Genomic DNA, 21,077 nt, shown 5'->3' with positions numbered 1-21,077 from the left:
CATCCTTTCACATATGAACATTATTAGAACTATCATGTATTAGTTTAGTCAATTCGACGTCGAAATACAATGTCTATCCCGTTAATTCAAATTATTGTGACGTTTTTCCTTCACTTTTTCAGGAGTGACATCGTTTCCTTCCGGATCGATAATTTTCACATGTTCAATCGTGTCGCGCATCGTGTTGCGGAATGTCTCTAAATATTGTTTGCGAAGAGACGTCTGTTCTTTTGCCTCTTCGATTGATAATCCTGTCGTTTTCGCTTTTTTAGCTAATTCGTTAATTCGTTGTAATTTATCTGGTGATAACATGTCTTCATTCCTCCAATATTTTTCACTATGTAGACGTTATACAATATTGGAGAAAAGTGCAACTACTTACGCTTGCTCTTTTTCGTACTCTTTGTAACGGCGATGAATCGTCGCTTTACTCGCTTCATATCCTAGCCCATTTAAGACGGTCGTAATTTCATCAAATGTCATCCCTTTATTGCGCAAAGAGACGATCTCTTCAATCGGAATTGTTAAACGTGCACGCCCTTCTGGGTTTCCGCGATTTTTCAAATTCAGTTCCGGTCGATATCCTTGTTCGATTGCTCGCTTCATTCCACGTTTAATTTTCGCATTGTGAATTTTACGCTGATATTCTTCCACGACCGCTAAAATCTCAAGCACCATCGCCTCCATATCCGATAGTACGAAAGGACCTTGATCGCTGTTTGTAATGAGCGTCGTGTTCGTCTTCTCTAGCAAATGCAAAATCGCAATTCTCGCATGTCCCCGCCCGATGCGTGTCTCATCTTGAATAAATAAGGCATCGACTCGCTCTTCTTTTAAACATTCCAATAAATCCATTAAACCGTCACGTTCGACGTCATAACCGCTCGCTTCGTCTTCGAATACGGCGATTGTTTTATAATCCATCGATTTTGCAAGCTCAAGCAGTTCTTCTCTTTGGCGCTGTAATGACGTTTGTTGTTGTTCTTTCTCTGTGCTCACTCGACAATAAATAACCGCTTTTTTCACTTTCGATTTCCGTCCTTTCGCTCTTCTTTTTTATAATAGGCAATTTCTTGATTCAATAAAATTTGTTCTTGCTGCACGATAGAAGGCATTGGGTTTTCCAATTGTTCTCCTCTTTGCTCGCTCGTCGCTTGGCTATCTATATACAAACCGATCATTGTTATACATGATAACACGATGCTTAACATAAAAAAATAACTGTATTGTTGAATATATTTCATTGAAATCCCTCCGAAAGAATGTTTGTTCGCAAATGTATGTTCTCATTATAGAAAGTGCGTTCGTATTTGTCAACAGATTTTACGAACTATTGTTTGCCTTGCATACGAACACATGTTATAATCGCTTTATAAAATAGTAAGGGAGGAATTCCATGAAAAAAATTACTGCACGTCAACAAAGCATTTTAGATTTCATTAAAAGTGAAGTAAGAGAGAAAGGCTATCCACCTTCTGTCCGAGAGATCGGCGAAGCGGTTGGACTCGCTTCTAGCTCAACTGTTCATGGACATCTCGACCGTTTAGAAAAGCGCGGATTTATCCGCCGTGACCCTACAAAACCACGCGCGATTGAAGTGCTCGATCCACATGGAATCGAAGAGCTGAAATCTCCAGTCATTCACGTACCACTCATTGGCAAAGTGACAGCTGGTGCACCGATCGATGCGATTGAAAATATCGAAGAATACTTCCCGATTCCGGATACGTTCGGAACGAAGGATTCGCAATTATTCATGCTTGAAATTCAAGGTGAAAGTATGATTGAAGCAGGTATTTTAAATGGGGACTATGTCATCGTGAAGCAACAGATGACAGCTGAAAATGGAGAGATTGTCGTTGCGATGACAGATGAAGATGAAGCGACCGTGAAGCGTTTCTTTAAAGAAAATAACCATTTCCGTTTACAACCTGAAAACAGTTCAATGGATCCGATCATTTTGCCGAACGTTTCAATTTTAGGTAAAGTTGTCGGTGTGTTCCGCACATTCCATTAAAAAAATCCTTTACGCAAATTTTGCGTAAAGGATTTTTTATTTATAGTTGAATCATTTGTTTTTCAATTAGTTGTTCGACAGAGGAAAGAACAGCCGCTTTGACGTGCTCATACGTTAAACCGCCTTGAACATACGCTGTATACGGTGGACGAATTGGACCGTCTGCTGTCAATTCAATACTTGACCCTTGAATGAATGTTCCTGCTGCCATGATCACATCATCCGCATAGCCCGGCATGTACGATGGTTCTGGTGCGTAATGCGCATCAACTGGCGAGTTTTGTTGAATCATTTGACAAAATCCGATCATTTGCTCCGGTGTTTGGAAGTTGACCGATTGAATTAAATCTGTGCGCTTCGCTTTGTACGAAGGCGTCGTGCTCATGCCGAATGATTCGAGTAAAGCCGCTGTGAAAATAGCGCCCTTTACCGCTTGGCTGACGATATGAGGAGCTAAGAAAAAGCCTTGATACATTTCTAACAATGTATCTAAAGAAGCGCCCGCTTCACGACCGAGACCAGGAGAAGTCATACGGTATGCACAGCGATTTACGAGATCTTCCCGTCCTGCAACGTATCCACCTGTTCGCACAAGTCCGCCACCTGGGTTTTTAATTAAAGAACCCGCCATTAAGTCCGCGCCTACTTGTGTCGGTTCGAATTCTTCTACAAATTCTCCGTAACAGTTGTCGACAAAAATAATGACATCTTCTTTCATTTTACGCACTTCTTGAATCATTTCATCAATTTCTGCAATCGTGAATGAACGACGATCTGAATATCCTTTTGAACGTTGAATGCCGATCACTTTCGTCTTGTCTGTAATGCTTGCGCGTACTGCGTCGAAATCGACATTATCGTCTTCTGTCAATTCAACATGACGGTATCCGATATTGTAATCTTTCAAAGAACCTGTATCTTCTTCGCCACCATCTACAATGGAAGCGAGCGTATCGTACGGCTCTCCTGTAATGTACAATAAATCATCGCCCGGACGTAATACGCCGAATAAGCTAATCGCAATCGCATGTGTCCCTGAAATAATTTGGTTACGGACGATACAACTTTCTGCTCCGAACGTATCCGCATAAATTTGTTCCAGTGTATCTCGTCCGTTATCATCATATCCGTATCCTGTTGAGCCGCTCAAATGGAAGTCGCTCACTTTGTTCTTACTGAAAGCGGCAAGCACTTTACGTTGGTTATGAAAAGCGATGCGCTCCATTTCTTTCGTATACGGTTCAATTTGTTTTTCCATTTCGTCGACGCGCTCCATCAAACGCGCATCAAATGGTTGAATCATCATCGTTGACCATCCTTTTCTCTATTTACAATACTGGTTTTGCTGGGACATATGTAGAAATGGCATGCTTGTAAATTAATTGCTGTTTACCATCTGTTTCAAGCAACACTGTGTAGTTATCATATGATTTAATAATCCCTTTTAACTGAAAACCGTTCGTTAAAAATACTGTGACAAAAATGCCTTCTTTACGTAAGCTGTTTAAAAAAACATCTTGCATATTTTGTGTCGTCATTTGCTCTCCTCCTATCGATTTTTCGTACTATACGACATTTTACCTCATTCTTCCTGAAGACGTCTAATGATTTCTGTTATTTTTTGCTCCATCGGAGATGTAGCATCGAGCCAATGGACGTCCATTTTATTGTTGAAGTATGTCATTTGACGTTTCGCATAGCGCCGTGTATTGCGTTGAATAAGTGATACGACTTCTTCTTTCGTACGCTTCCCTTCAAAGTAAGGAATCCATTCTTTATAACCGATGCCGCTCATCGATTGAGCATCTTTTAATCCTTTTTTATAAAGCGCTTCTACTTCCGCTTCTAACCCTTCTTCGACCATGAGCTCAACCCGTGTATTAATGCGCTCATATAAATGCGCTCGTTCCCACTGCAAGCCTACGAGCAAATGAGGATAAACGACATCTTGTCCCTTCTCTTGCTCATGTTCTCCTTTCGTTCGCCCTGTCGTATCATAAATTTCGAGCGCCCGAATGATGCGGCGGCTATTGTTCGGATGAATCGTCTTTGCACTTTCGGGATCTTTTTCAACAAGTTCCGCATACAGTACGTCTAAACCTTCTTCAGTTGCTCGCTGTTCGTACGCTTCACGAACCGTTTCATCCGTCGCTTGTTCTGTAAATTGAAAATCATACAAAACTGCTTGAACGTAAAGACCCGTCCCTCCAACGATAATCGCTTGCTTTCCTCTCGCTTGAATGTCATCGATCGTTTGACGGACGAGCTTTTGATAGTCACTCACTGAAAATGACGCTTCCGGCTCTAAATAGTCGAATAAATGGTGCGGGATGCCTTCTTTTTCTTCCTCTTTAATCTTTGCGGTGCCGATCGATAATTCTTTATAAATTTGCATCGAATCACCATTGATCACTTCACCGTCGAGATGTTTAGCGAGTGCTACGCTGAGTGCGGTTTTTCCTGATGCTGTCGGACCGAGAATTGCAATAACTTTATTCATGTCGTAACCAACTTTCCATCACTGCATAGACGGAAGCTTTCGCTCGTTCATGAAATAGTTCATGGCGCGCATTTTCCATCATATACAATGTCACCTCATTTTGTTTAGCATACTTCGATGCAAGACGACGAACGTCACGCCCTTCTTTTCCAACAGGGTCTTCCGTTCCACCTAAAAAGAGAAGTCGTTTTCGCTGAGGAAGATGGCGCTCATTGTCGTACATGCGCACAATGAGTGCAAACAATTGCTCATGAAAACGTGAATTCGCAATCGCTCCTGTCATCTCGTCTGCCACGTAACGTTCAACCGCTTCCGCATCGCTCGATAACCAATCCACATCCGTTACTCCTTCAAACTTTCGATTAAAACCAAGAAATGTTAACTTGCTTAAAAGTTTATCTTGTTGTTGATTGCGATATTTGGCTAGCGTTTCTCCTGCGCGAACTGCAAACTTCGGTGGACAGCCTGTTGAAGCTATAATCGCTTCTTGAATCGTCGCATCCGTTAAAACGAGTTGACGCGCGATGAACGAACCCATACTATGGCCAAATAAAATATAACGTTTTGACAGGTCTTTCACGTAATGGGCTCGTACCGCTTGTGCATCTTCTTCGTAATACATTGATTGTTCGACGACGCCAAGCTGCCCGTTCGCTGTATGCCCGTGCGCGCGTTGATCGTGTGCAAATACGATGTAACCGAGCGATGCAAAATAACTCATCATTTCGTCATAACGTCCGGTATGTTCTAGCATTCCGTGCAACACTTGAATGTATCCTTTACTCTCCCCTAAAGGCTCATAGCAAACTGTATAAACATTTGTCCCATCTGCCATTTGTAACGGCATGGAGGAACGTTTCACTTGCAGTTGCAAATCTTGCATGACCTTCTCCTCCTCACATAATTCGTTTAAACATTTTTTCAATTTCCGTCGTCGTGAAATGGATGAGCACCGGTCGACCGTGCGGGCAAGTGTACGGATGCTCTGCTTTACTTAAATCATGCAGTAGCTGTTCCATATGCTCTTTCGTTAAATAGTGATTCGCTTTGATCGAGCGCTTGCAACTCATCATAATCGCTGCTTCTTCACGCAAAGCAGTAATGTCTATTTTTTGGTGCGTCAATAATTGTTCAATGAGCTGTTCGATCGTTTCTTCCACTTCTTCTTCTGGAAACCATGTCGGATATTCGCGCACCGTGTAGGAAGATGGACCAAATGGTTCTAAAAAAATGCCGGCTTGTTCAAGCAATGGTTTGCGTTCTTCAATTCTCTCCATCTCTGCTTTCGAATAATGGAAAATGAGCGGGATTAACAACTGATGACGTTCTTCGCCCGTCGCTTTTCCGAGTTGCTCTTTAAAAAACTCATATTTAATCCGCTCTTGCGCGGCATGTTGGTCAATCATATAAAACCCGTCTTCATTTTGCGCAATAATATACGTCCCATGTACTTGACCGACCACTTCTAAATTCGGAAAAGTCGCTTCTTCCTCTTGTGACGGAATCGTTAATACTTCTTCTTCCGACTCGCTATAAAAATCGACGACAGGTAAAGGTGTTTCTTCTTGCCAATTCGTTTGCGGTGGCACTGTCAGACGCTCGACGATAGGTGGTGCTTCTTTTTCCCAAATGGTCGGCTGATACGATTCGACATGCTTCGATTTCGGTGGGACCGCTACCGGAATCGTTACACGTTCTTGCACAGCGTGACGAATCGTGTCGCGTATTAATTGTAATAAAGAGGCTTCTTTCCCTAACCGCACTTGTTGTTTCGACGGATGGACGTTCACATCTGTCAATTGAGGGTCTGTCGTAATTTCCAATACGACGATCGGGAATCGACCGATCGGTAAAAAAGTATGCATACTATCTAATACAGCTTGTTGAATCGCATAGCTTTTCACCCAGCGACGATTAATTAAAAAAGTCATATAATTCCGGTTGGCGCGCGTCACTTCTGGTAAACTGACATAGCCTTTTATTCGATAATCTTGATTTTCCGCTTCAAAAACGACCATTTTTTGAGCGATTTGAATGCCATAAATCGAGGCGATATTGCGCAATTGATCGTTTCGTCCTGTCGTTTCAACGATCGGTTTACCGTCGCTCACTAACTTGAAACTCACTTCTGGATGGCTAAAGGCGAGCCGATTTACTAAATCGATGCAATGTCCGAGTTCCGTCTGTAACGATTTCATATGTTTAAGTCGCGCAGGCGTGTTATAAAAGAGCTGAGACACTTGAAAATCTGTCCCTTTTCTTGCAGGTGCTCCGTCTACTTGTTGAAACTGACCCCCATGTATTTCCACATAGGTGCCGACTTGTCCTGTCGATGTCGTCATTTGCACTTTGCTCACTGCGGCAATGCTCGCTAATGCTTCACCACGAAAGCCGAGCGTTTCGATACGAAATAAATCGTATTCGTTTTTCACTTTACTCGTCGCATGTCGTTCGAACGCTTTCGTCGCGTCTTCTCGGTCCATTCCCGATCCGTCATCGACGACGCGAATGAGACGTAATCCAGAATCTTCTACGTACACTTCAATATGCTTACTTCCTGCATCGAGCGCATTTTCGACGAGCTCTTTGACGATGGAAGCAGGGCGTTCTACTACTTCTCCAGCAGCAATTTTATTCGATAAACGGTCGTCCATAATATCAATATTGCCCATAAGCGATGCGTCATCTCCATTTCTTTTGCCACTCGGCTAATTGTTGTAACGCTTCAAGTGGCGTCATATTGAGTAAATCTAGTTGCTGAATTTCTTCTTCGACTGGATGCTTCGTTTCGATAACAGGTTCTTTTTTATCCACTTCTTCAAAAAAGGATAATTGTGCGGGCTGCTCTTGAATGACTTTTTCTATTCGTTGCTCTGTCGATATTTCTTCAAGCGATTGCGTGTCACTTTCAAATTGAGTGAGCAATTCCCCAGCACGGGTTAAAATCGATTCAGGTAATTTCGCAAGTTTCGCCACATGAATTCCGTAACTGCGATCTGCTGCGCCTGGTGCTACTTTGTGTAAAAAGACGACATCGCCATCTTGTTCTGTCGCTTGTACGTGAACGTTTCGCAGTTGAGATAAATTTTGTTCTAAAGAGGTCAATTCATGATAGTGCGTTGAAAATAAAGTGTTCGCGCCGATCTCATCGTGAATGTATTCCATCATTGCTTGCGCTAAACTCATACCGTCATACGTGGACGTTCCACGACCAATTTCGTCAAACAGTAATAAGCTGCGAGGCGAGGCATGTGTAATCGCATATTGAGATTCCATCATTTCCATCATAAATGTACTTTGACCGGAAGCGAGATCGTCCGCTGCGCCGATGCGTGTGAAAATTTGATCGGTAATCGGCAAATGTGCACGGTCGCACGGTACATAGCTACCGATTTGTGCCATGACAATCGTCAACGCTACTTGTCGCATATACGTACTTTTCCCCGACATGTTCGGTCCGGTAATTAATAGCATATTGCTCGATTCAGTCAATTCACAATCATTCGGAACGTACAGTTGAGCGTCCATCATTTGTTCAACAACGGGATGACGCCCGTTTGTAATCGTAAGCGCTCGCCCTTCGTGGAACGTTGGACGAACGTAATGGTAACGTTCCGCTAAGTCAGCGAATGCGACGAGCACATCTAGTTCACTCAAATGATGTGCTAGCTGTTGCACTTCTTGAATGTGCGCTTGACTTTCACTTCTCACTTTTGTAAAGAGCGTATATTCAAGTTCTAAACTTTGTTCTTCTGCATTTAAAATGAGCGCCTCTTTTTCTTTTAACTCTTCTGTAATGAAACGCTCTGTATTCGCTAACGTTTGTTTTCTCTCGTAGCGCGCTTCGTCCATTAAAGCAGCATTAGCACGTGTCACTTCGATAAAATAACCGAAAATACGGTTGTATCCGATTTTCAAGTTTTTAATGCCTGTTTTTTCTCGCTCTTCTCTCTCCAATTGTTGCAACCACGTTTTTCCGTTGCGGGAAGCGTCGCGCAAACGATCGAGCTGTTCATCATAACCATCGCGAATCGTGCCTTCTTCTTTCACAGAAATCGGCGGTGTTTGGGCAATTGCTTCTTCTAGCAATGTTCGGAGTGGAATGCATGGATTTAACTGTTCCGCTAATGACGTGAGTGCCGGAACTTCCGTTTCACGCAATAGTTGTGTAATGGCTGGAACATGTTGTAAAGAATCGCGCAATTGTGCTAAATCTCGCCCTGAAGCAGACCCCATCGCAATGCGCCCCGCTAAACGTTCTAAATCATACACTGATTTTAATTCTTTTTTTAACGCGTCACGTGTAAAGTATGCTTCAATCAATGCATCGACACGATCAAGTCGTTCATTGATGAGACGCTCATTTGCAAGTGGCTCATGCAACCACATTTTAAGCTTGCGCGCTCCCATCGCGGTCGTCGTCACATCAAGCAATTCATATAATGTGCCTTCTTTTGAATTGTTGCGAATTGACCGGACGAGTTCTAAGTTGCGCATCGAGTTCGCATCGATCGTCAATGTTTCCGCACGTTCTACCCATTCAAACGGTTGAATATGATCTAAGCTCGTCTTTTGCGTCTCTTGTAAATAACGCCAAATGAGTGTAGCGGCATCAACTGCCATTTTCGGTAACGCTTCGACTAACGACGGTTTCACTTCCCCGTCCATCGTTGGAAAACTGATGAGAAAATGACGATCTTTCGCGTACTTTTCAAATGCGTCATCCTGCTCTGCTAAAACGAGCTCTCTTATTTGGAGTGCATCGGCTACGTGAAGCACATCTTCTTTCGTACCTTGTATAACCTCACATTTTGCGATACCTGTCGCTAAGTCTACGTAAGCGAGATAGCTCGCTGTCGCTTCAAAATGAATCGCTCCAATAAAATGATGACTCGTCGCATCGACCGTTTTTCCTTCTGTCAATGTACCAGGTGTGACGATTTTTACAACTTCTCGTTTGACGAGCCCTTTCACTTCTTTCGGGTCTTCTACCTGTTCACAAATCGCAACTTTATATCCTTTTTGAACGAGCGTTTCAATATAGTTTGTCGCGGAATGATACGGCACGCCACACATCGGAATCCGTTCTTTTCCTTTCGCTGCTTCTCGGCTCGTTAACGTAATTTCAAGAATCGATGAAGCGCGGATCGCATCATCAAAAAACAATTCATAAAAATCGCCTAAACGAAAAAAGAGAAACGCTTCTTTATGTGCTTGTTTAATTTGTAAATATTGTTGAATCATCGGTGTATATGTCGTCATCTCTCGTATCCTTCCTCTACTGAATCTCTCCCCATTATAGCAAACTATTGTATCCCGACAAAAAAGAAAAACTGTTTAAAGACCCATATAAAATGGATATTTAAACAGTTTAATCAATTAACTACATGTGCTCGGCCCAGCGTTTTGAATATATGAGCCTGTTTCTCCTCGTAAGACGTCGCCGCCTGTCGATTCGATAATTTCTGTCGTCACTGTATTTGCAATAGCTGATGTGACGATTTGAAGTAAGTCATTCACTTCAATTTGCGCTTGTTTAAATTCTGTCACAACTGGAATCGCATCTAATTCTTCTTCAATTTTTTCAATTTTTGCTTGCGTTAATTCATAGGCACGTTTTTTATCGTATTGTTGGTAATTTACCGCTTGTTGATTCAATACTTTTAAGCTTGCAATGCTTTCACGTACTTTTTGGTTTTCGTTAATTTTTGCTTCTGCATTTTTGAAAAATTCCACTTGTTCTGTCGATGCGATCATTTGCGCTAATTTTTGTGCCGCTTCTACGATCTCATCTTTCGTATACAATTTTGTCATCTTACTGTCTCCTTTTGTTTAACTAATCCGATATATTCTCCATCGAGTGACCACGTTTTAGCATCGGTCACTTTCACTTCAACAATCTCACCGATGACGTCTTTCGGTGCTCTAAAGTTGACGAGCTTATTTTTTTCTGTGTAGCCCGAAAGCACTTCAGGATCTTTTTTACTTTCGCCTTCTACGAGCACTTTCACTGTTTGGCCTTCATATTGTGCCATCGCTTTAGCACTCGTTTCGTTGACGAGTTTATTCAAGCGTTGCAAACGTTCTTTTTTCACTTCCATTGAGACATTGTCTTGCATTTTCGCTGCAGGTGTCCCTTCTCGAGGCGAGTAAATATACGTATACGCTGTATCAAAACCAACTTCTTCAAACAAAGTCATCGTCTCTTCGAATTGCTCATCTGTTTCATTTGGGAAACCGACGATAATATCTGTCGTCAATGTCACATTCGGAATCGCTTTTTTAATTTTAGCGACGAGTTCTAAAAATTGCTCGCGTGTATATTTACGCGACATCATTTTTAAAATAGCTGACGAACCTGATTGTACTGGTAAGTGAATATGGTCGACTAAGTTTCCACCTTTTGCGAGCACTTCGATTAAACGATCGTCGAAATCTCTCGGATGACTCGTCGTAAAACGAATGCGTGGAATATCGATTTTGCGAAGGTCGTCCATTAAATCACCTAATGTGTAATCGAGATCTTCTAAATCTTTTCCGTACGCGTTAACGTTTTGCCCAAGTAGTGTAATCTCTTTATACCCTTGTGCTGCCAATTCTCGCACTTCTTGAATAATATCTTCTGGACGACGGCTGCGTTCTTTTCCGCGCGTATAAGGGACGATACAATACGTACAAAACTTATCGCAACCGTACATAATGTTCACCCACGCTTTAATATGACCGAGGCGTTGTTTCGGTAAGTTTTCGATAATGTCGCCTTCTTTTGACCATACTTCAACGACCATTTCTTTCGACATGTACGCTTCGTGTAAAATGTTCGGCAAACGGTGAATGTTATGCGTTCCGAAAATCATATCGACGTGAGGTTGACGGCTTAAAATTTCGTTGACGACCGATTCCTCTTGACTCATACATCCACATACGCCGATTAATAAATCAGGTCGTTCGCGTTTTAAAGATTTCAAATGTCCGAGTTCCCCGAACACTTTATCTTCCGCGTTTTCTCGAATCGCACACGTATTTAATAAAATGACATCCGCTTCGGTACGGTCTGGTGTGAATGTATAACCGAGTGCCATAAAAATACCCGCCATCACTTCCGTATCGTGCTCGTTCATTTGGCAACCATAAGTTTGAATGTGAAACTTGCGCCCGTTCCCCATCCCTCGAAAACGCTCATCGATTTGGAAGTCATCATGATATTCGACTTCTTCCTTGCCACGACGTTTTGCGTCCTTTAATGATGGTGGTTGATACACACGATTAAAATATTGGCTATAATCTTTTTCTTCTTTTTTCACTTCTGAGCCATCGGGTGTTTTATTTAAACGTTGTTCTTCGTTCATAGCGCAATGCTCCTTTCATAAAATCATCTAATCTATTATATGATACATTCGTTCATTATAACACTTTATTACTCGTTCAAATAAATGAATTTCGACAAATCTTAAACGTTCGCTCCATTTTTATATATTCTCTCTCTTGTAAAAGTGATATGCTGAACCTATTAAAAAAGAGGTGAGATATTTTGAAATTTTTCAAGCATTTACTCGTCCTGCTCGTCTTTAGTATAATATTCATTCCAATGAGTGGCGAGGCAAAACAAAGATTTACGGATGTTGGAGAACATCATGCAGCTAAAAAAGAAATTCATTATTTAGCGCAACAACAAATCATTTCAGGGTATTCGAATGGCAAATTTGGAGTCAATGATTCCATTACACGTTTACAAGCATCGACTATGCTCGTACGCGCTCTCAAATTGCCGACAACGAACCGCCCTGACCCAAAACTAAAAGATATTCCACGCACACATCCTGGCTTTACAACAATCTCAACTGTTGTCGACGCAGGGATTATGACGGGGAAAAAGGATGGCACTTTTGCTCCTTATGATTCTTTAACACGTGCGCAAATGGCGTCGATTTTAGTTCGTGCTTTCGACTTAAATCAATCGTCTGATATTGTCTTTCATGATATAAATGCGACACATTGGGCGACGCCTGACGTGCAAACTTTATACGCTCACAATATTACGACGGGATATCCAGACGGCACATTTCGACCGAATGCTCCGATTACACGCTCTCATTTCTCAGTCTTTCTTGCACGTGTACTCGAACCAAAATTTCAATTAGAAAAAGTGTGCTACGCGCCTGCTACGGAGACAAAACATATCGTGAATGTTGCGGTGACGACACTTTGGTCAAAACCGAATATCGCGCGCATCGTCGATCGTCCTGCCATTTCTAACCCTGTCGATCTCGCAAGTTGGACGAAACAAATGACACACCAACAAAAGCTCAGCTTATTAGGAAAAGTCGATACACAAGCTTTATACGGTCAAGAAGTGACGATTTTAGATGAAAAAGACAATTGGTATAAAGTAGCCGTTCACGAACAATTTAGTCCTGTTCAACGAGAAGGTTATCCGGGGTGGGTACCGAAAAGCCATATTGCGAAACAAGAATCCAATGTCAATGCTTGCGACGTCACAATCGTCACTGCAAATAAAACGATGCTTCGCCATCTAGACGGCAAACCGTTTCGTGAAATTAGTTTCAATACGATGCTTCCTGTCGTAAAAGAAGATGCGAAACGCATTTATGTAAAAACACCGACGGACGGAACGAAATATATTGTGAAAGAACATGCTGTGACGACGCCGAGCTTCGCACATTTACCGAAACCGACGGCTGAAGATCTCGTCGCGACGAGTAAACAATTTTTAGATTTACCGTATTTATGGGCGGGAACTTCAGCATACGGTTTTGACTGTTCTGGTTTCACCTATAGTATTTATAAACAGCACGGGATTTTAATTCCACGAGATTCTACAGTCCAAGCGACACATGGGGTTGCAGTTGCGAAAAAAGACTTACAAGTAGGCGATTTATTATTTTTCGCCCATCAACAAGGAAAAGGTGCGATTCATCATGTCAGCATGTACATCGGGAATGGAAAGATGATCCATTCTCCGGATTACTCAAAACCGATTGAAATTGTACCGATTACGAGTGAACCGTATCAATCTGAATATGCGGGAGCACGCCGTTATTTAGCACAATAGTGAAAAGAGAAGCGATCGTTTATACGACGGCTTCTCTTTTTTTACTTTTGAAATTGGAATGGTTGATCTTCGTTAATCCGAATGCGTTCAATATGCGTCGCTTTCCCTGTCTCATCATCGATTTGAATGAAAGCACCATTCAATTGCGCACGACCTTGTTTCGGCACTTCAAAACGTGTCGGCAAATTCGTTTTAAAACGGTATAAGACATCTTCTTTTTTCATCCCTAAAATCTCATCATAAGGTCCTGTCATTCCAGCATCTGTTAAATATGCTGTACCTCCTGGCAAAATACGCTCATCCGCTGTTTGTACGTGCGTATGTGTACCGACGACGAAACTTGCACGACCGTCTAAATGCCAACCCATCGCAATTTTTTCACTCGTCGCTTCCGCATGTAAATCGACGATGACGATTGGCGTATCGATTTCTTCTAAAATCGCATCAACTTTTTTAAATGGATCGTCATGGGGCGGTAAGAAAGTGCGTCCGTGTAAATTGATAACCGCGATTTCTTTTCCTTTTTTCTCAACGATCGTATAACCTTGTCCCGGTGCTTCTTCTGAGAAGTTAGCAGGACGTACGAGAAATTCAGCATCGTCGATAAAATCATAAATGTCGCGATTGTCCCACGTATGATTTCCCATCGTCACAACGTCGACTCCCGCATGGAGTAAATCGTCGTAAATACGCTTCGTAATCCCACGTCCTGCTGCTGCGTTTTCACCGTTTGCGATGATGAGATCAGCTTCATATTTTTGGCGTAAACGTGGAACGTAATCAAAAATCATATCACGACCGATTGAGCCGACGATATCTCCTATAAAAATAATATTCATTCTTCATTCCTCTTTCCATGAAAAAAAGGGATTCGTCTTCACGAACCCCTTTTGTTTTTTTATTTCGCGTATTCGACCGCTCGTGTTTCACGAATCACAGTCACTTTAATATGACCTGGATAATTGAGTTCTTCTTCAATTTGCTTACGAATGTCTCGCGCTAATCGATGTTGCGTAATGTCATCGACTTGGTCTGGACGTACGATAATACGTACTTCGCGGCCAGCTTGAATCGCATATGACTTTTCTACACCTTCGTATGATTCAGCGATTTCTTCTAAACGCTCTAATCGTTTAATGTAGTTTTCTAAAGTTTCGCTTCGAGCACCAGGGCGGGCAGCCGATAATGCATCTGCTGCTGCAACTAATACTGCAATAACTGAAGTTGCTTCTTCATCACCGTGGTGAGAAGCAATACTATTAATTACGACCGGATGTTCTTTATACTTAATCGCTAATTCTTTACCGATTTGAACGTGGCTACCTTCCACCTCGTGGTCGATCGCTTTTCCGATATCATGCAATAAACCTGCGCGACGTGCTAGTGCAACGTCTTCTCCAAGTTCTGCTGCAAGAAGTCCCGTTAAGTATGCGACTTCGATCGAGTGTTTCAACACGTTCTGTCCGTAACTTGTACGGAAATGGAGTCGGCCTAAAATTTTAATTAAGTCAGGGTGTAAGTTATGAATTCCGATATCGAATGTCGTCTCTTCCCCTTTTTCACGGATTAGTTCATCTACTTCGCGACGTGATTTGTCGACCATCTCTTCGATGCGCGCTGGGTGAATTCGTCCATCTTGTACGAGTTTCTCAAGCGCTAGTCGAGCTACTTCACGGCGAACAGGATCAAATCCTGATAAAATGACTGCTTCCGGCGTATCGTCAATAATGAGATCAATACCTGTTAACGTCTCAATTGTTCGAATGTTACGACCTTCACGTCCAATGATGCGACCTTTCATCTCATCATTTGGAAGGTTGACAACAGAGACTGTTGTTTCAGCAACATGGTCCGCTGCAAACCGTTGTAAAGCGAGTGACAAAATTTCACGTGCTTTCTTTTCAGACTCTTCTTTCGCACGTTGTTCTGACTCTTTCGTCATGACTGCAATATCGACGGCGAGCTCTTTTTCAACACTTTCGAGAATGTAAGTTTTCGCTTCTTCTCGTGTAAGGGCTGCGATGCGTTCTAACTCTGTTTGTTGAGTTGTTAATAGCTCTTCCGCCTTGCGTTCCATCTGTTCAATATGCTGTTGTTTCTTAGTCAATTGTGATTCCCATTGATCTAAGCTCTCTTCTTTTCTGTTAAGAGTTTCATCTTTTCGATCGAGCAATTCTTCACGTTGCATTAAGCGATTTTCTTGCTTTGCAACTTCAGAACGTCGTTCACGGATTTCTGCTTCCGCTTCGATTCTTAACTTGTGATTTTCGTCTTTTGCTTCCAGTAGTGCCTCTTTCTTCATTGCCTCCGCTTCTCGCTTCGCCTCTTCGACAATTTGAGTCGCTTGATGCTTGGCACCCGTCACCTTGGATTCATTCACGTTTTTATTGTAAAAATAGAGTACAATTGCACCGACGATAAAACCGAGCAAAGCGGAGATGATATATTCAGACAATCCTGGTCACCTCCTCTTGCTAATATTCTTTTCAGTCGGCTCGTATATTAAATTGCAACATACTGCCAATGCATTTCAATTTAGTATGATGTGACACACTTATCATTGTAACGATGTAGCTGTGTACTGTCAAGACTCGTGAACTTGCGACTTCACAAACAATTATCGATATCTCTCATTTAAAAAATGCCAACATCTCTGCTCGAAATGCTGACATTTTAAGGTTTTATTCTTCTTTTTCTGGAACTAATTCCAACACTTCTTCTTCATCTTCGTCATGTTCACCGATGACATAATTGCTGCTCGCAATTCCGTAAGAAGCACGAATTTTCTCTGCAATTTCGTCGCGAATTTCTGGGTTTTCAATGAAGAACTGCTTCACGTTCTCACGGCCTTGACCGAGACGTTCTCCTTCATATGAATACCAAGAACCACTTTTTTGAATAATATCGAGCTCTGCACCGATGTCGACGATCTCTCCTTCTTTAGAAATCCCTTCACCGTACATAATGTCCACTTCCGCTGTACGGAATGGAGGCGCTACTTTATTTTTCACGACACGAATTCTCGTTTTGTTACCCATAATGTCCGTACCTTGTTTGATAGCTTCACCACGACGCACTTCTAAACGTACAGATGAGTAGAATTTAAGCGCACGACCACCTGGTGTAACTTCAGGGTTACCGAACATAACACCGACTTTTTCACGAATTTGGTTAATGAACACAGCGATCGTTTTCGATTTGTTAATTGCACCTGATAATTTACGCAATGCTTGTGACATTAAACGTGCTTGAAGACCGACGTGTGAATCACCCATCTCCCCTTCAATTTCAGCTTTCGGTACGAGCGCTGCTACCGAGTCGACGACAACGATGTCAACTGCTCCACTGCGAACGAGTGCTTCCGCAATTTCTAACGCTTGTTCTCCCGTATCTGGTTGAGATAAAAGTAAATTGTCGATATCGACACCTAATTTTTTAGCATACACTGGATCGAGCGCGTGCTCCGCGTCGATGAATGCCGCTTGTCCACCGTCCGCTTGTACTTCTGCAATCGCGTGAAGTGCAACTGTCGTTTTACCCGAACTTTCTGGACCGTAAATCTCGATGACACGCCCGCGTGGGTACCCACCAACTCCTAGTGCTGCGTCGAGTGCAAGTGAGCCTGATGACGACGTTGAAATCTCGTGATCTGTCGTTTCCCCGAGCATCATGACTGAACCTTTACCGAATTGTTTTTCTATTTGTTTTAACGCATTATCTAATGCTGTTTTTCTCTGTTGATCCATATTTGTTATATCCTCCTCAAAACATCACCGAATGGATGTTCTTTTATCGTTAATTTAACTATACGACTTTTTTTCTCATTTGACAAGAAATAAGCGAACGTTTATTCTTATTTCGAATTTTGTGCGTCCTTTTAATGTAATTTTTCGCTTTCTAACAATTGGATCAAATAGTGATACGCAAAATTAGTTGCGCGCATGCGATTCGTATTGCGCATACCGGACAGTTGCAAACGATACGTATGAACTTGATTACGATACGCAATCCCGATCCATACCGTTCCAGCAGGTTGTCCGTCATGACTGTCTGGTCCTGCCGCTCCAGTCAAACTGACCCCGATATCCGTCCCAAACTTTTTGCGCACTGCTTCCGCCATCTGTTCAGCACAATATTGAGAAACGACTCCTTGCTCTTCCAAAGCTTGTCGGTCGAGGTCGAGTTGTTGCGCCTTTTGTTCGAGTGAATAGACGACCATACCTCCACCAAAGACAGCGCTCGCTCCTGTAATCGATGTTAATTGCGACATGAACTGTCCACCTGTTAAACTTTCAGCAGCAGCAATCGTTAATTTCTTCGTTTGCAGTAAATCGACTGTTTTTGAAAATAATGTTTCGTCATCGATACCGAAAACAAATTCCCCAATTATCGCGCGAATATCTGCCTCTACTGGCGCGATTAGGGCATACGCTTCTTCAAGAGAAGTTGCTTTCGCCGTCAATCGAAGCGTGACACCTTTTGGACTCGCTAATGGCGCAACAGTTGGATTTGTTTGCGTTTCTAAAATCGTCTCGATGCGAGATTCTAGTTCCGCTTCTCCGATTCCGAAACAGTTGAGAACACGCGATACAATCACTTCTTGACGCTCATCCAATTTTAATAAATAAGAGATCACTTCTTTTTCAAACATCGGTTTCATCTCGTGAGGAGGACCAGGCATTAAAATATACGTATTTTCATCATTCGTATAAGCCATTCCTGGTGCCATTCCCGTATAGTTTTTCAGCACCGTACTATTTTTGAAAACGAGCGCTTGTTTTTTATTGTTCGGCGTCATAACACGGCCTTGTCTTTCAAAATAATCCGTAATATGCTCGATTGCCGCGTCATCATAATCTAACTCAATACCTAAATGACGAGCGATCGCTTCTTTTGTTAAATCATCTTTCGTCGGTCCTAATCCACCTGTAAAGAGCAACACATCCGCACGTTGTTCAGCGATTTTGATCGCATCGACTAAACGTTCTGGATTGTCTCCGATGACCGTATGATAATAGACGTCTACTCCAATTTCAGCGAGTCTTGCCGAAATAAACTGAGCATTCGTATTCGTAATTTGTCCTAACAATAGTTCTGAACCGACTGCAATAATTTCTGCTTTCATCTCCGTCACCTCACATTGAGTCTAATAAAACATGTCGATTTTTATAGAAATAATCTGCACCTGACCAAATCGTGAAGATCAAGGCGATATATAACATAATTTCACCTGCTGGAATGTTCGCAAGTGCGAAAAAGGCATTATCAAACAATAATAAAATGATCGCTAACAATTGTGCGACGGTTTTAATTTTACCTAAACTGTTCGCTGCGACGACTTCCCCTTCACCTGCTAGCAATAAACGAAGTCCCGTCACGGCAAATTCCCGGCTAATGATGATGATGACAATCCAACTTGCCGCAAGTTGCATCTCGACTAAAATAATGAATGCTGCTGAGACGAGTAATTTATCCGCTAATGGATCTAAAAATTTCCCCATATTCGTCACTAAATGATGTTTACGTGCTAAATACCCGTCTAGCCAATCCGTCATCGATGCGATAATAAAAATAAATGTTCCGATCAAACGTTCAACGGAAAGTGTTACACCACCGAAAGAAAGTTCACCCATTCCGAAATCAATGATCATAAAAATGATAAAAACAGGAATGAGGAGTACGCGTGATACAGTTATTTTGTTCGGTAAATTCATGTCCAAGTCTCCTTTTCATTTAGAATGAAAATAGTCATCTAAATAGATGACTATTTTTCAAATTGAATATAAATCGTTTGATCGACACGCTCTAATTCATAATCTAATAATTCGTCGTTAATAAATACTTTCGCGTCATTTGTACGACCGAGGCGAAGGCGAACTTGAGAGTGCTCTGTAACATCTAAGTCTACGACATCACCGTCGTTTAAAACTTTCGCACCTCCAGGAGTTAATTCTTCTTGGTTTTCTGTTAAAATACTCACCCATGATTCTCCTGACAATTCAATGCGCAATTTAAACTGGTCTACTTCACTCAAACGATACGTTGTCGTATCTCCTGCTACGCTGACCACTTCAACTTTTTGTTCAATTACTGGTTCTTCCTCTACCTCTTCTTCTATTTCTTCTTCCTCTTCTTCTGGCTCTTCCTCAACGACTGGAGGTTTCGGAGGTTCTTTCTGTTGCACCGTCACTTTATTGTCATCAGGGAGATCGGCGACTGGGCTATTCTCTCCTTTGTCATTCATCGTCCACTTCATGAGTAAAGCAACGATGACGATGACCGCGATAATAATAATTGCGAAAAATAATTTCGGCATCATCTGTTTCATCGCATTATTCGAACGGACACGACGGTGTCTCGCTCGTAAAGGGGTCACTTCTTCTTCCGCTTTCACTTCTGGAGAAGGTTGATCCTCCTTATATAAACTCAACACTTCTTGTGGATCTAAATCTACCGCTTCCGCATATTGCTTGATGAAAGCTCTCGCATAAAACGCCCCTGGCATCGAACTATAGTCTTCTTTTTCAATTCCGGAAAGGTACCGTTTTTGAATTTTTGTTATCGATTGTAAATCATCTAGCGAATACCCTTTCGCTTCACGAGCTCCTCGTAATAGCTCACCTAATCCGGTCAATACAACCACCCACCTCAATAAATTTTAACAATTGTTTAAAAAGGAAACATATCCATACTTTGAATCGGTACCATTTTCACATCTTTTTCTAACAATTCATACGTAATTTCTTCCTCTTCTGTAGTACGCAATTCAATGATATAGTCAAAGTCATCCATCGTATATTCAGAATGTTTGACGAATAAGTCTGGATGTTCGATCACTTTCACACCTGGAATACTCATAATTTCACGCACAAGTTGCATATGCTTCTCATCTCCTGCACGACGCGTTACGATGCCATCGAAAATAAAGATATTGTTCGGATCATATTCATCCCCTTGCAGACGGTTTCGCACGGTTTGTTTCAATAGTGTAGAAGATAAAAATACCCATTTTTTATTCGCGGATACACTCGCTGCGACAATCGCTTCTGTCTTCCCTACACGAGGCATTCCTCGAACACCGATGAGTTTATGCCCTTCTTCTTTAAAAAGTTCCGACATAAAATCAACGAGCACTCCTAAATCACTACGTACAAAACGATATAGTTTACGATTTGTACTGGAACGCTCAATGTAACGACCGTGACGAACTGCGAGGCGGTCACGCAATCTCGGCTTGCGAATTTTACGAAGTTCAATCGCTTCCATCGTGCGAGCAATTAAGGCGAAACGTTCAATTTGCTTATCGTCTTTTGCTTTTACTAACATGACACGACGATTATTTTCTACGACTCCGTTAATCGTCACGATGTTCACTTTCAACATCCCGAGTAAAGAGGCGATATCTCCTAGTAGACCTGGCCTGTTAATTTTAATTTCATATTCTACGTACCATTCACTCATCCCTCGACACCTACCTTTATCGTTCC

20 protein-coding genes are annotated in these 21,077 nt (G+C 42.1%); 2 read left to right on the top strand and 18 right to left on the bottom strand.

Going from position 1 to position 21,077, the window contains the following annotated elements; all coding sequences use genetic code 11:
- Positions 1-81 precede the first annotated feature (81 nt).
- From ACFQ0V_RS06410 to ACFQ0V_RS06400, 3 genes are all read right to left on the bottom strand, one after another.
- Positions 82-312 (bottom strand): DUF896 domain-containing protein, encoded by a 231-nt coding sequence (locus ACFQ0V_RS06410; protein WP_381011181.1) that lies wholly within the window; start codon positions 310-312, stop codon positions 82-84.
- Positions 313-378: 66 nt separating this feature from the next.
- Complete coding sequence (locus ACFQ0V_RS06405; RefSeq protein ID WP_381011178.1) at positions 379-1,026, bottom strand: YneB family resolvase-like protein; 648 nt, start codon at positions 1,024-1,026, stop codon at positions 379-381.
- Positions 1,023-1,244, bottom strand: coding sequence for a hypothetical protein (locus tag ACFQ0V_RS06400; protein WP_381011175.1), 222 nt, complete (start codon positions 1,242-1,244; stop codon positions 1,023-1,025). The genes ACFQ0V_RS06405 and ACFQ0V_RS06400 overlap by 4 nt, the downstream gene beginning before the upstream one ends.
- Positions 1,245-1,396: 152 nt before the next feature.
- On the opposite strand from ACFQ0V_RS06400, the gene lexA reads away from it, so the two are divergent.
- Positions 1,397-2,017, top strand: coding sequence for a transcriptional repressor LexA (lexA, locus tag ACFQ0V_RS06395; protein WP_381011172.1), 621 nt, complete (start codon positions 1,397-1,399; stop codon positions 2,015-2,017).
- A 40-nt stretch (positions 2,018-2,057) separates the two neighbouring features.
- On the opposite strand, the gene ACFQ0V_RS06390 is transcribed toward lexA, so the two are convergent.
- From ACFQ0V_RS06390 to miaB, 8 genes are all read right to left on the bottom strand, one after another.
- Positions 2,058-3,323: a methionine gamma-lyase family protein gene (locus ACFQ0V_RS06390; RefSeq protein ID WP_381011169.1), complete on the bottom strand. Its 1,266-nt coding sequence runs from the start codon at positions 3,321-3,323 to the stop codon at positions 2,058-2,060.
- A 22-nt stretch (positions 3,324-3,345) separates the two neighbouring features.
- On the bottom strand, positions 3,346-3,555 hold the full coding sequence (gene hfq / locus ACFQ0V_RS06385; protein WP_381011166.1) for an RNA chaperone Hfq: 210 nt from the start codon (positions 3,553-3,555) through the stop codon (positions 3,346-3,348).
- Between the two features lie 44 nt (positions 3,556-3,599).
- Complete coding sequence (gene miaA, locus ACFQ0V_RS06380) at positions 3,600-4,517, bottom strand: tRNA (adenosine(37)-N6)-dimethylallyltransferase MiaA (RefSeq protein WP_381011163.1); 918 nt, start codon at positions 4,515-4,517, stop codon at positions 3,600-3,602.
- Complete coding sequence (locus ACFQ0V_RS06375) at positions 4,510-5,400, bottom strand: alpha/beta hydrolase (protein ID WP_381011160.1); 891 nt, start codon at positions 5,398-5,400, stop codon at positions 4,510-4,512. Before ACFQ0V_RS06375 ends, miaA begins: the two co-directional genes overlap by 8 nt.
- Before the next feature lie 13 nt (positions 5,401-5,413).
- A complete protein-coding gene (mutL, locus tag ACFQ0V_RS06370; protein ID WP_381011158.1) occupies positions 5,414-7,189 on the bottom strand; it encodes a DNA mismatch repair endonuclease MutL in 1,776 nt (591 codons plus the stop codon).
- A gap of 10 nt (positions 7,190-7,199) precedes the next feature.
- Complete coding sequence (gene mutS / locus ACFQ0V_RS06365) at positions 7,200-9,779, bottom strand: DNA mismatch repair protein MutS (RefSeq protein ID WP_381011155.1); 2,580 nt, start codon at positions 9,777-9,779, stop codon at positions 7,200-7,202.
- A gap of 117 nt (positions 9,780-9,896) precedes the next feature.
- The gene (locus tag ACFQ0V_RS06360) at positions 9,897-10,331 is read right to left on the bottom strand and encodes a RicAFT regulatory complex protein RicA family protein (RefSeq protein WP_381011153.1); all 435 of its coding nucleotides are present in this window, start codon (positions 10,329-10,331) and stop codon (positions 9,897-9,899) included.
- Entirely contained in the window at positions 10,328-11,866 is a 1,539-nt protein-coding gene (gene miaB / locus ACFQ0V_RS06355) for a tRNA (N6-isopentenyl adenosine(37)-C2)-methylthiotransferase MiaB (RefSeq protein ID WP_381011150.1), read from the bottom strand. The genes ACFQ0V_RS06360 and miaB overlap by 4 nt, the downstream gene beginning before the upstream one ends.
- Before the next feature lie 182 nt (positions 11,867-12,048).
- Between miaB and ACFQ0V_RS06350 the strand changes: the two genes are divergently transcribed.
- The gene (locus ACFQ0V_RS06350) at positions 12,049-13,590 is read left to right on the top strand and encodes an S-layer homology domain-containing protein (RefSeq protein WP_381011147.1); all 1,542 of its coding nucleotides are present in this window, start codon (positions 12,049-12,051) and stop codon (positions 13,588-13,590) included.
- 41 nt (positions 13,591-13,631) lie between these two features.
- Here the strand turns inward: ACFQ0V_RS06350 and ACFQ0V_RS06345 are convergent, their stop codons facing one another.
- The 7 genes from ACFQ0V_RS06345 to ACFQ0V_RS06315 form a co-directional block, all read right to left on the bottom strand.
- On the bottom strand, positions 13,632-14,429 hold the full coding sequence (locus ACFQ0V_RS06345) for a TIGR00282 family metallophosphoesterase (protein ID WP_381011144.1): 798 nt from the start codon (positions 14,427-14,429) through the stop codon (positions 13,632-13,634).
- A 59-nt stretch (positions 14,430-14,488) separates the two neighbouring features.
- The gene (gene rny / locus ACFQ0V_RS06340; protein WP_381011141.1) at positions 14,489-16,045 is read right to left on the bottom strand and encodes a ribonuclease Y; all 1,557 of its coding nucleotides are present in this window, start codon (positions 16,043-16,045) and stop codon (positions 14,489-14,491) included.
- A gap of 226 nt (positions 16,046-16,271) precedes the next feature.
- Positions 16,272-17,336 carry a recombinase RecA gene (recA, locus tag ACFQ0V_RS06335; protein ID WP_381011138.1) on the bottom strand — a complete coding sequence of 355 codons (1,065 nt, stop codon included), beginning with the start codon at positions 17,334-17,336 and terminating at the stop codon, positions 16,272-16,274.
- 131 nt (positions 17,337-17,467) lie between these two features.
- Entirely contained in the window at positions 17,468-18,715 is a 1,248-nt protein-coding gene (locus ACFQ0V_RS06330; protein ID WP_381011135.1) for a competence/damage-inducible protein A, read from the bottom strand.
- Positions 18,716-18,725: 10 nt separating this feature from the next.
- Positions 18,726-19,304: a CDP-diacylglycerol--glycerol-3-phosphate 3-phosphatidyltransferase gene (pgsA, locus tag ACFQ0V_RS06325; RefSeq protein WP_381011132.1), complete on the bottom strand. Its 579-nt coding sequence runs from the start codon at positions 19,302-19,304 to the stop codon at positions 18,726-18,728.
- A 50-nt stretch (positions 19,305-19,354) separates the two neighbouring features.
- Positions 19,355-20,224 carry a helix-turn-helix domain-containing protein gene (locus ACFQ0V_RS06320; protein WP_381011129.1) on the bottom strand — a complete coding sequence of 290 codons (870 nt, stop codon included), beginning with the start codon at positions 20,222-20,224 and terminating at the stop codon, positions 19,355-19,357.
- Between the two features lie 35 nt (positions 20,225-20,259).
- On the bottom strand, positions 20,260-21,051 hold the full coding sequence (locus ACFQ0V_RS06315) for a DUF3388 domain-containing protein (RefSeq protein ID WP_381011126.1): 792 nt from the start codon (positions 21,049-21,051) through the stop codon (positions 20,260-20,262).
- Between the last annotated feature and the right edge of the window lie 26 nt (positions 21,052-21,077).

Origin of the sequence: Savagea faecisuis (genome assembly GCF_042675605.1) — a bacterium.
Classification (GTDB): Bacteria; Bacillota; Bacilli; order Bacillales_A; family Planococcaceae; genus Savagea; species Savagea faecisuis.
The sequence above is the reverse complement of the archived record's forward strand: the minus strand, read 5'-3'. Positions and strand labels throughout refer to the sequence as shown.

What these genes read in the sequence shown, in the direction of transcription:
- mutL (WP_381011158.1), bottom strand. Translation starts at nt 7,189, where the DNA reads ATGGGCAATATTGATATTATGGACGACCGTTTATCGAATAAAATTGCT.
- ACFQ0V_RS06410 (WP_381011181.1), bottom strand. Translation starts at nt 312, where the DNA reads ATGTTATCACCAGATAAATTACAACGAATTAACGAATTAGCTAAAAAA.
- ACFQ0V_RS06315 (WP_381011126.1), bottom strand. Translation starts at nt 21,051, where the DNA reads ATGAGTGAATGGTACGTAGAATATGAAATTAAAATTAACAGGCCAGGT.
- miaA (WP_381011163.1), bottom strand. Translation starts at nt 4,517, where the DNA reads ATGAATAAAGTTATTGCAATTCTCGGTCCGACAGCATCAGGAAAAACC.
- ACFQ0V_RS06375 (WP_381011160.1), bottom strand. Translation starts at nt 5,400, where the DNA reads ATGCAAGATTTGCAACTGCAAGTGAAACGTTCCTCCATGCCGTTACAA.
- ACFQ0V_RS06400 (WP_381011175.1), bottom strand. Translation starts at nt 1,244, where the DNA reads ATGAAATATATTCAACAATACAGTTATTTTTTTATGTTAAGCATCGTG.
- hfq (WP_381011166.1), bottom strand. Translation starts at nt 3,555, where the DNA reads ATGACGACACAAAATATGCAAGATGTTTTTTTAAACAGCTTACGTAAA.
- recA (WP_381011138.1), bottom strand. Translation starts at nt 17,336, where the DNA reads ATGGATCAACAGAGAAAAACAGCATTAGATAATGCGTTAAAACAAATA.
- pgsA (WP_381011132.1), bottom strand. Translation starts at nt 19,304, where the DNA reads ATGAATTTACCGAACAAAATAACTGTATCACGCGTACTCCTCATTCCT.
- miaB (WP_381011150.1), bottom strand. Translation starts at nt 11,866, where the DNA reads ATGAACGAAGAACAACGTTTAAATAAAACACCCGATGGCTCAGAAGTG.
- ACFQ0V_RS06390 (WP_381011169.1), bottom strand. Translation starts at nt 3,323, where the DNA reads ATGATGATTCAACCATTTGATGCGCGTTTGATGGAGCGCGTCGACGAA.
- ACFQ0V_RS06345 (WP_381011144.1), bottom strand. Translation starts at nt 14,429, where the DNA reads ATGAATATTATTTTTATAGGAGATATCGTCGGCTCAATCGGTCGTGAT.
- mutS (WP_381011155.1), bottom strand. Translation starts at nt 9,779, where the DNA reads ATGACGACATATACACCGATGATTCAACAATATTTACAAATTAAACAA.
- ACFQ0V_RS06360 (WP_381011153.1), bottom strand. Translation starts at nt 10,331, where the DNA reads ATGACAAAATTGTATACGAAAGATGAGATCGTAGAAGCGGCACAAAAA.
- lexA (WP_381011172.1), top strand. Translation starts at nt 1,397, where the DNA reads ATGAAAAAAATTACTGCACGTCAACAAAGCATTTTAGATTTCATTAAA.
- ACFQ0V_RS06330 (WP_381011135.1), bottom strand. Translation starts at nt 18,715, where the DNA reads ATGAAAGCAGAAATTATTGCAGTCGGTTCAGAACTATTGTTAGGACAA.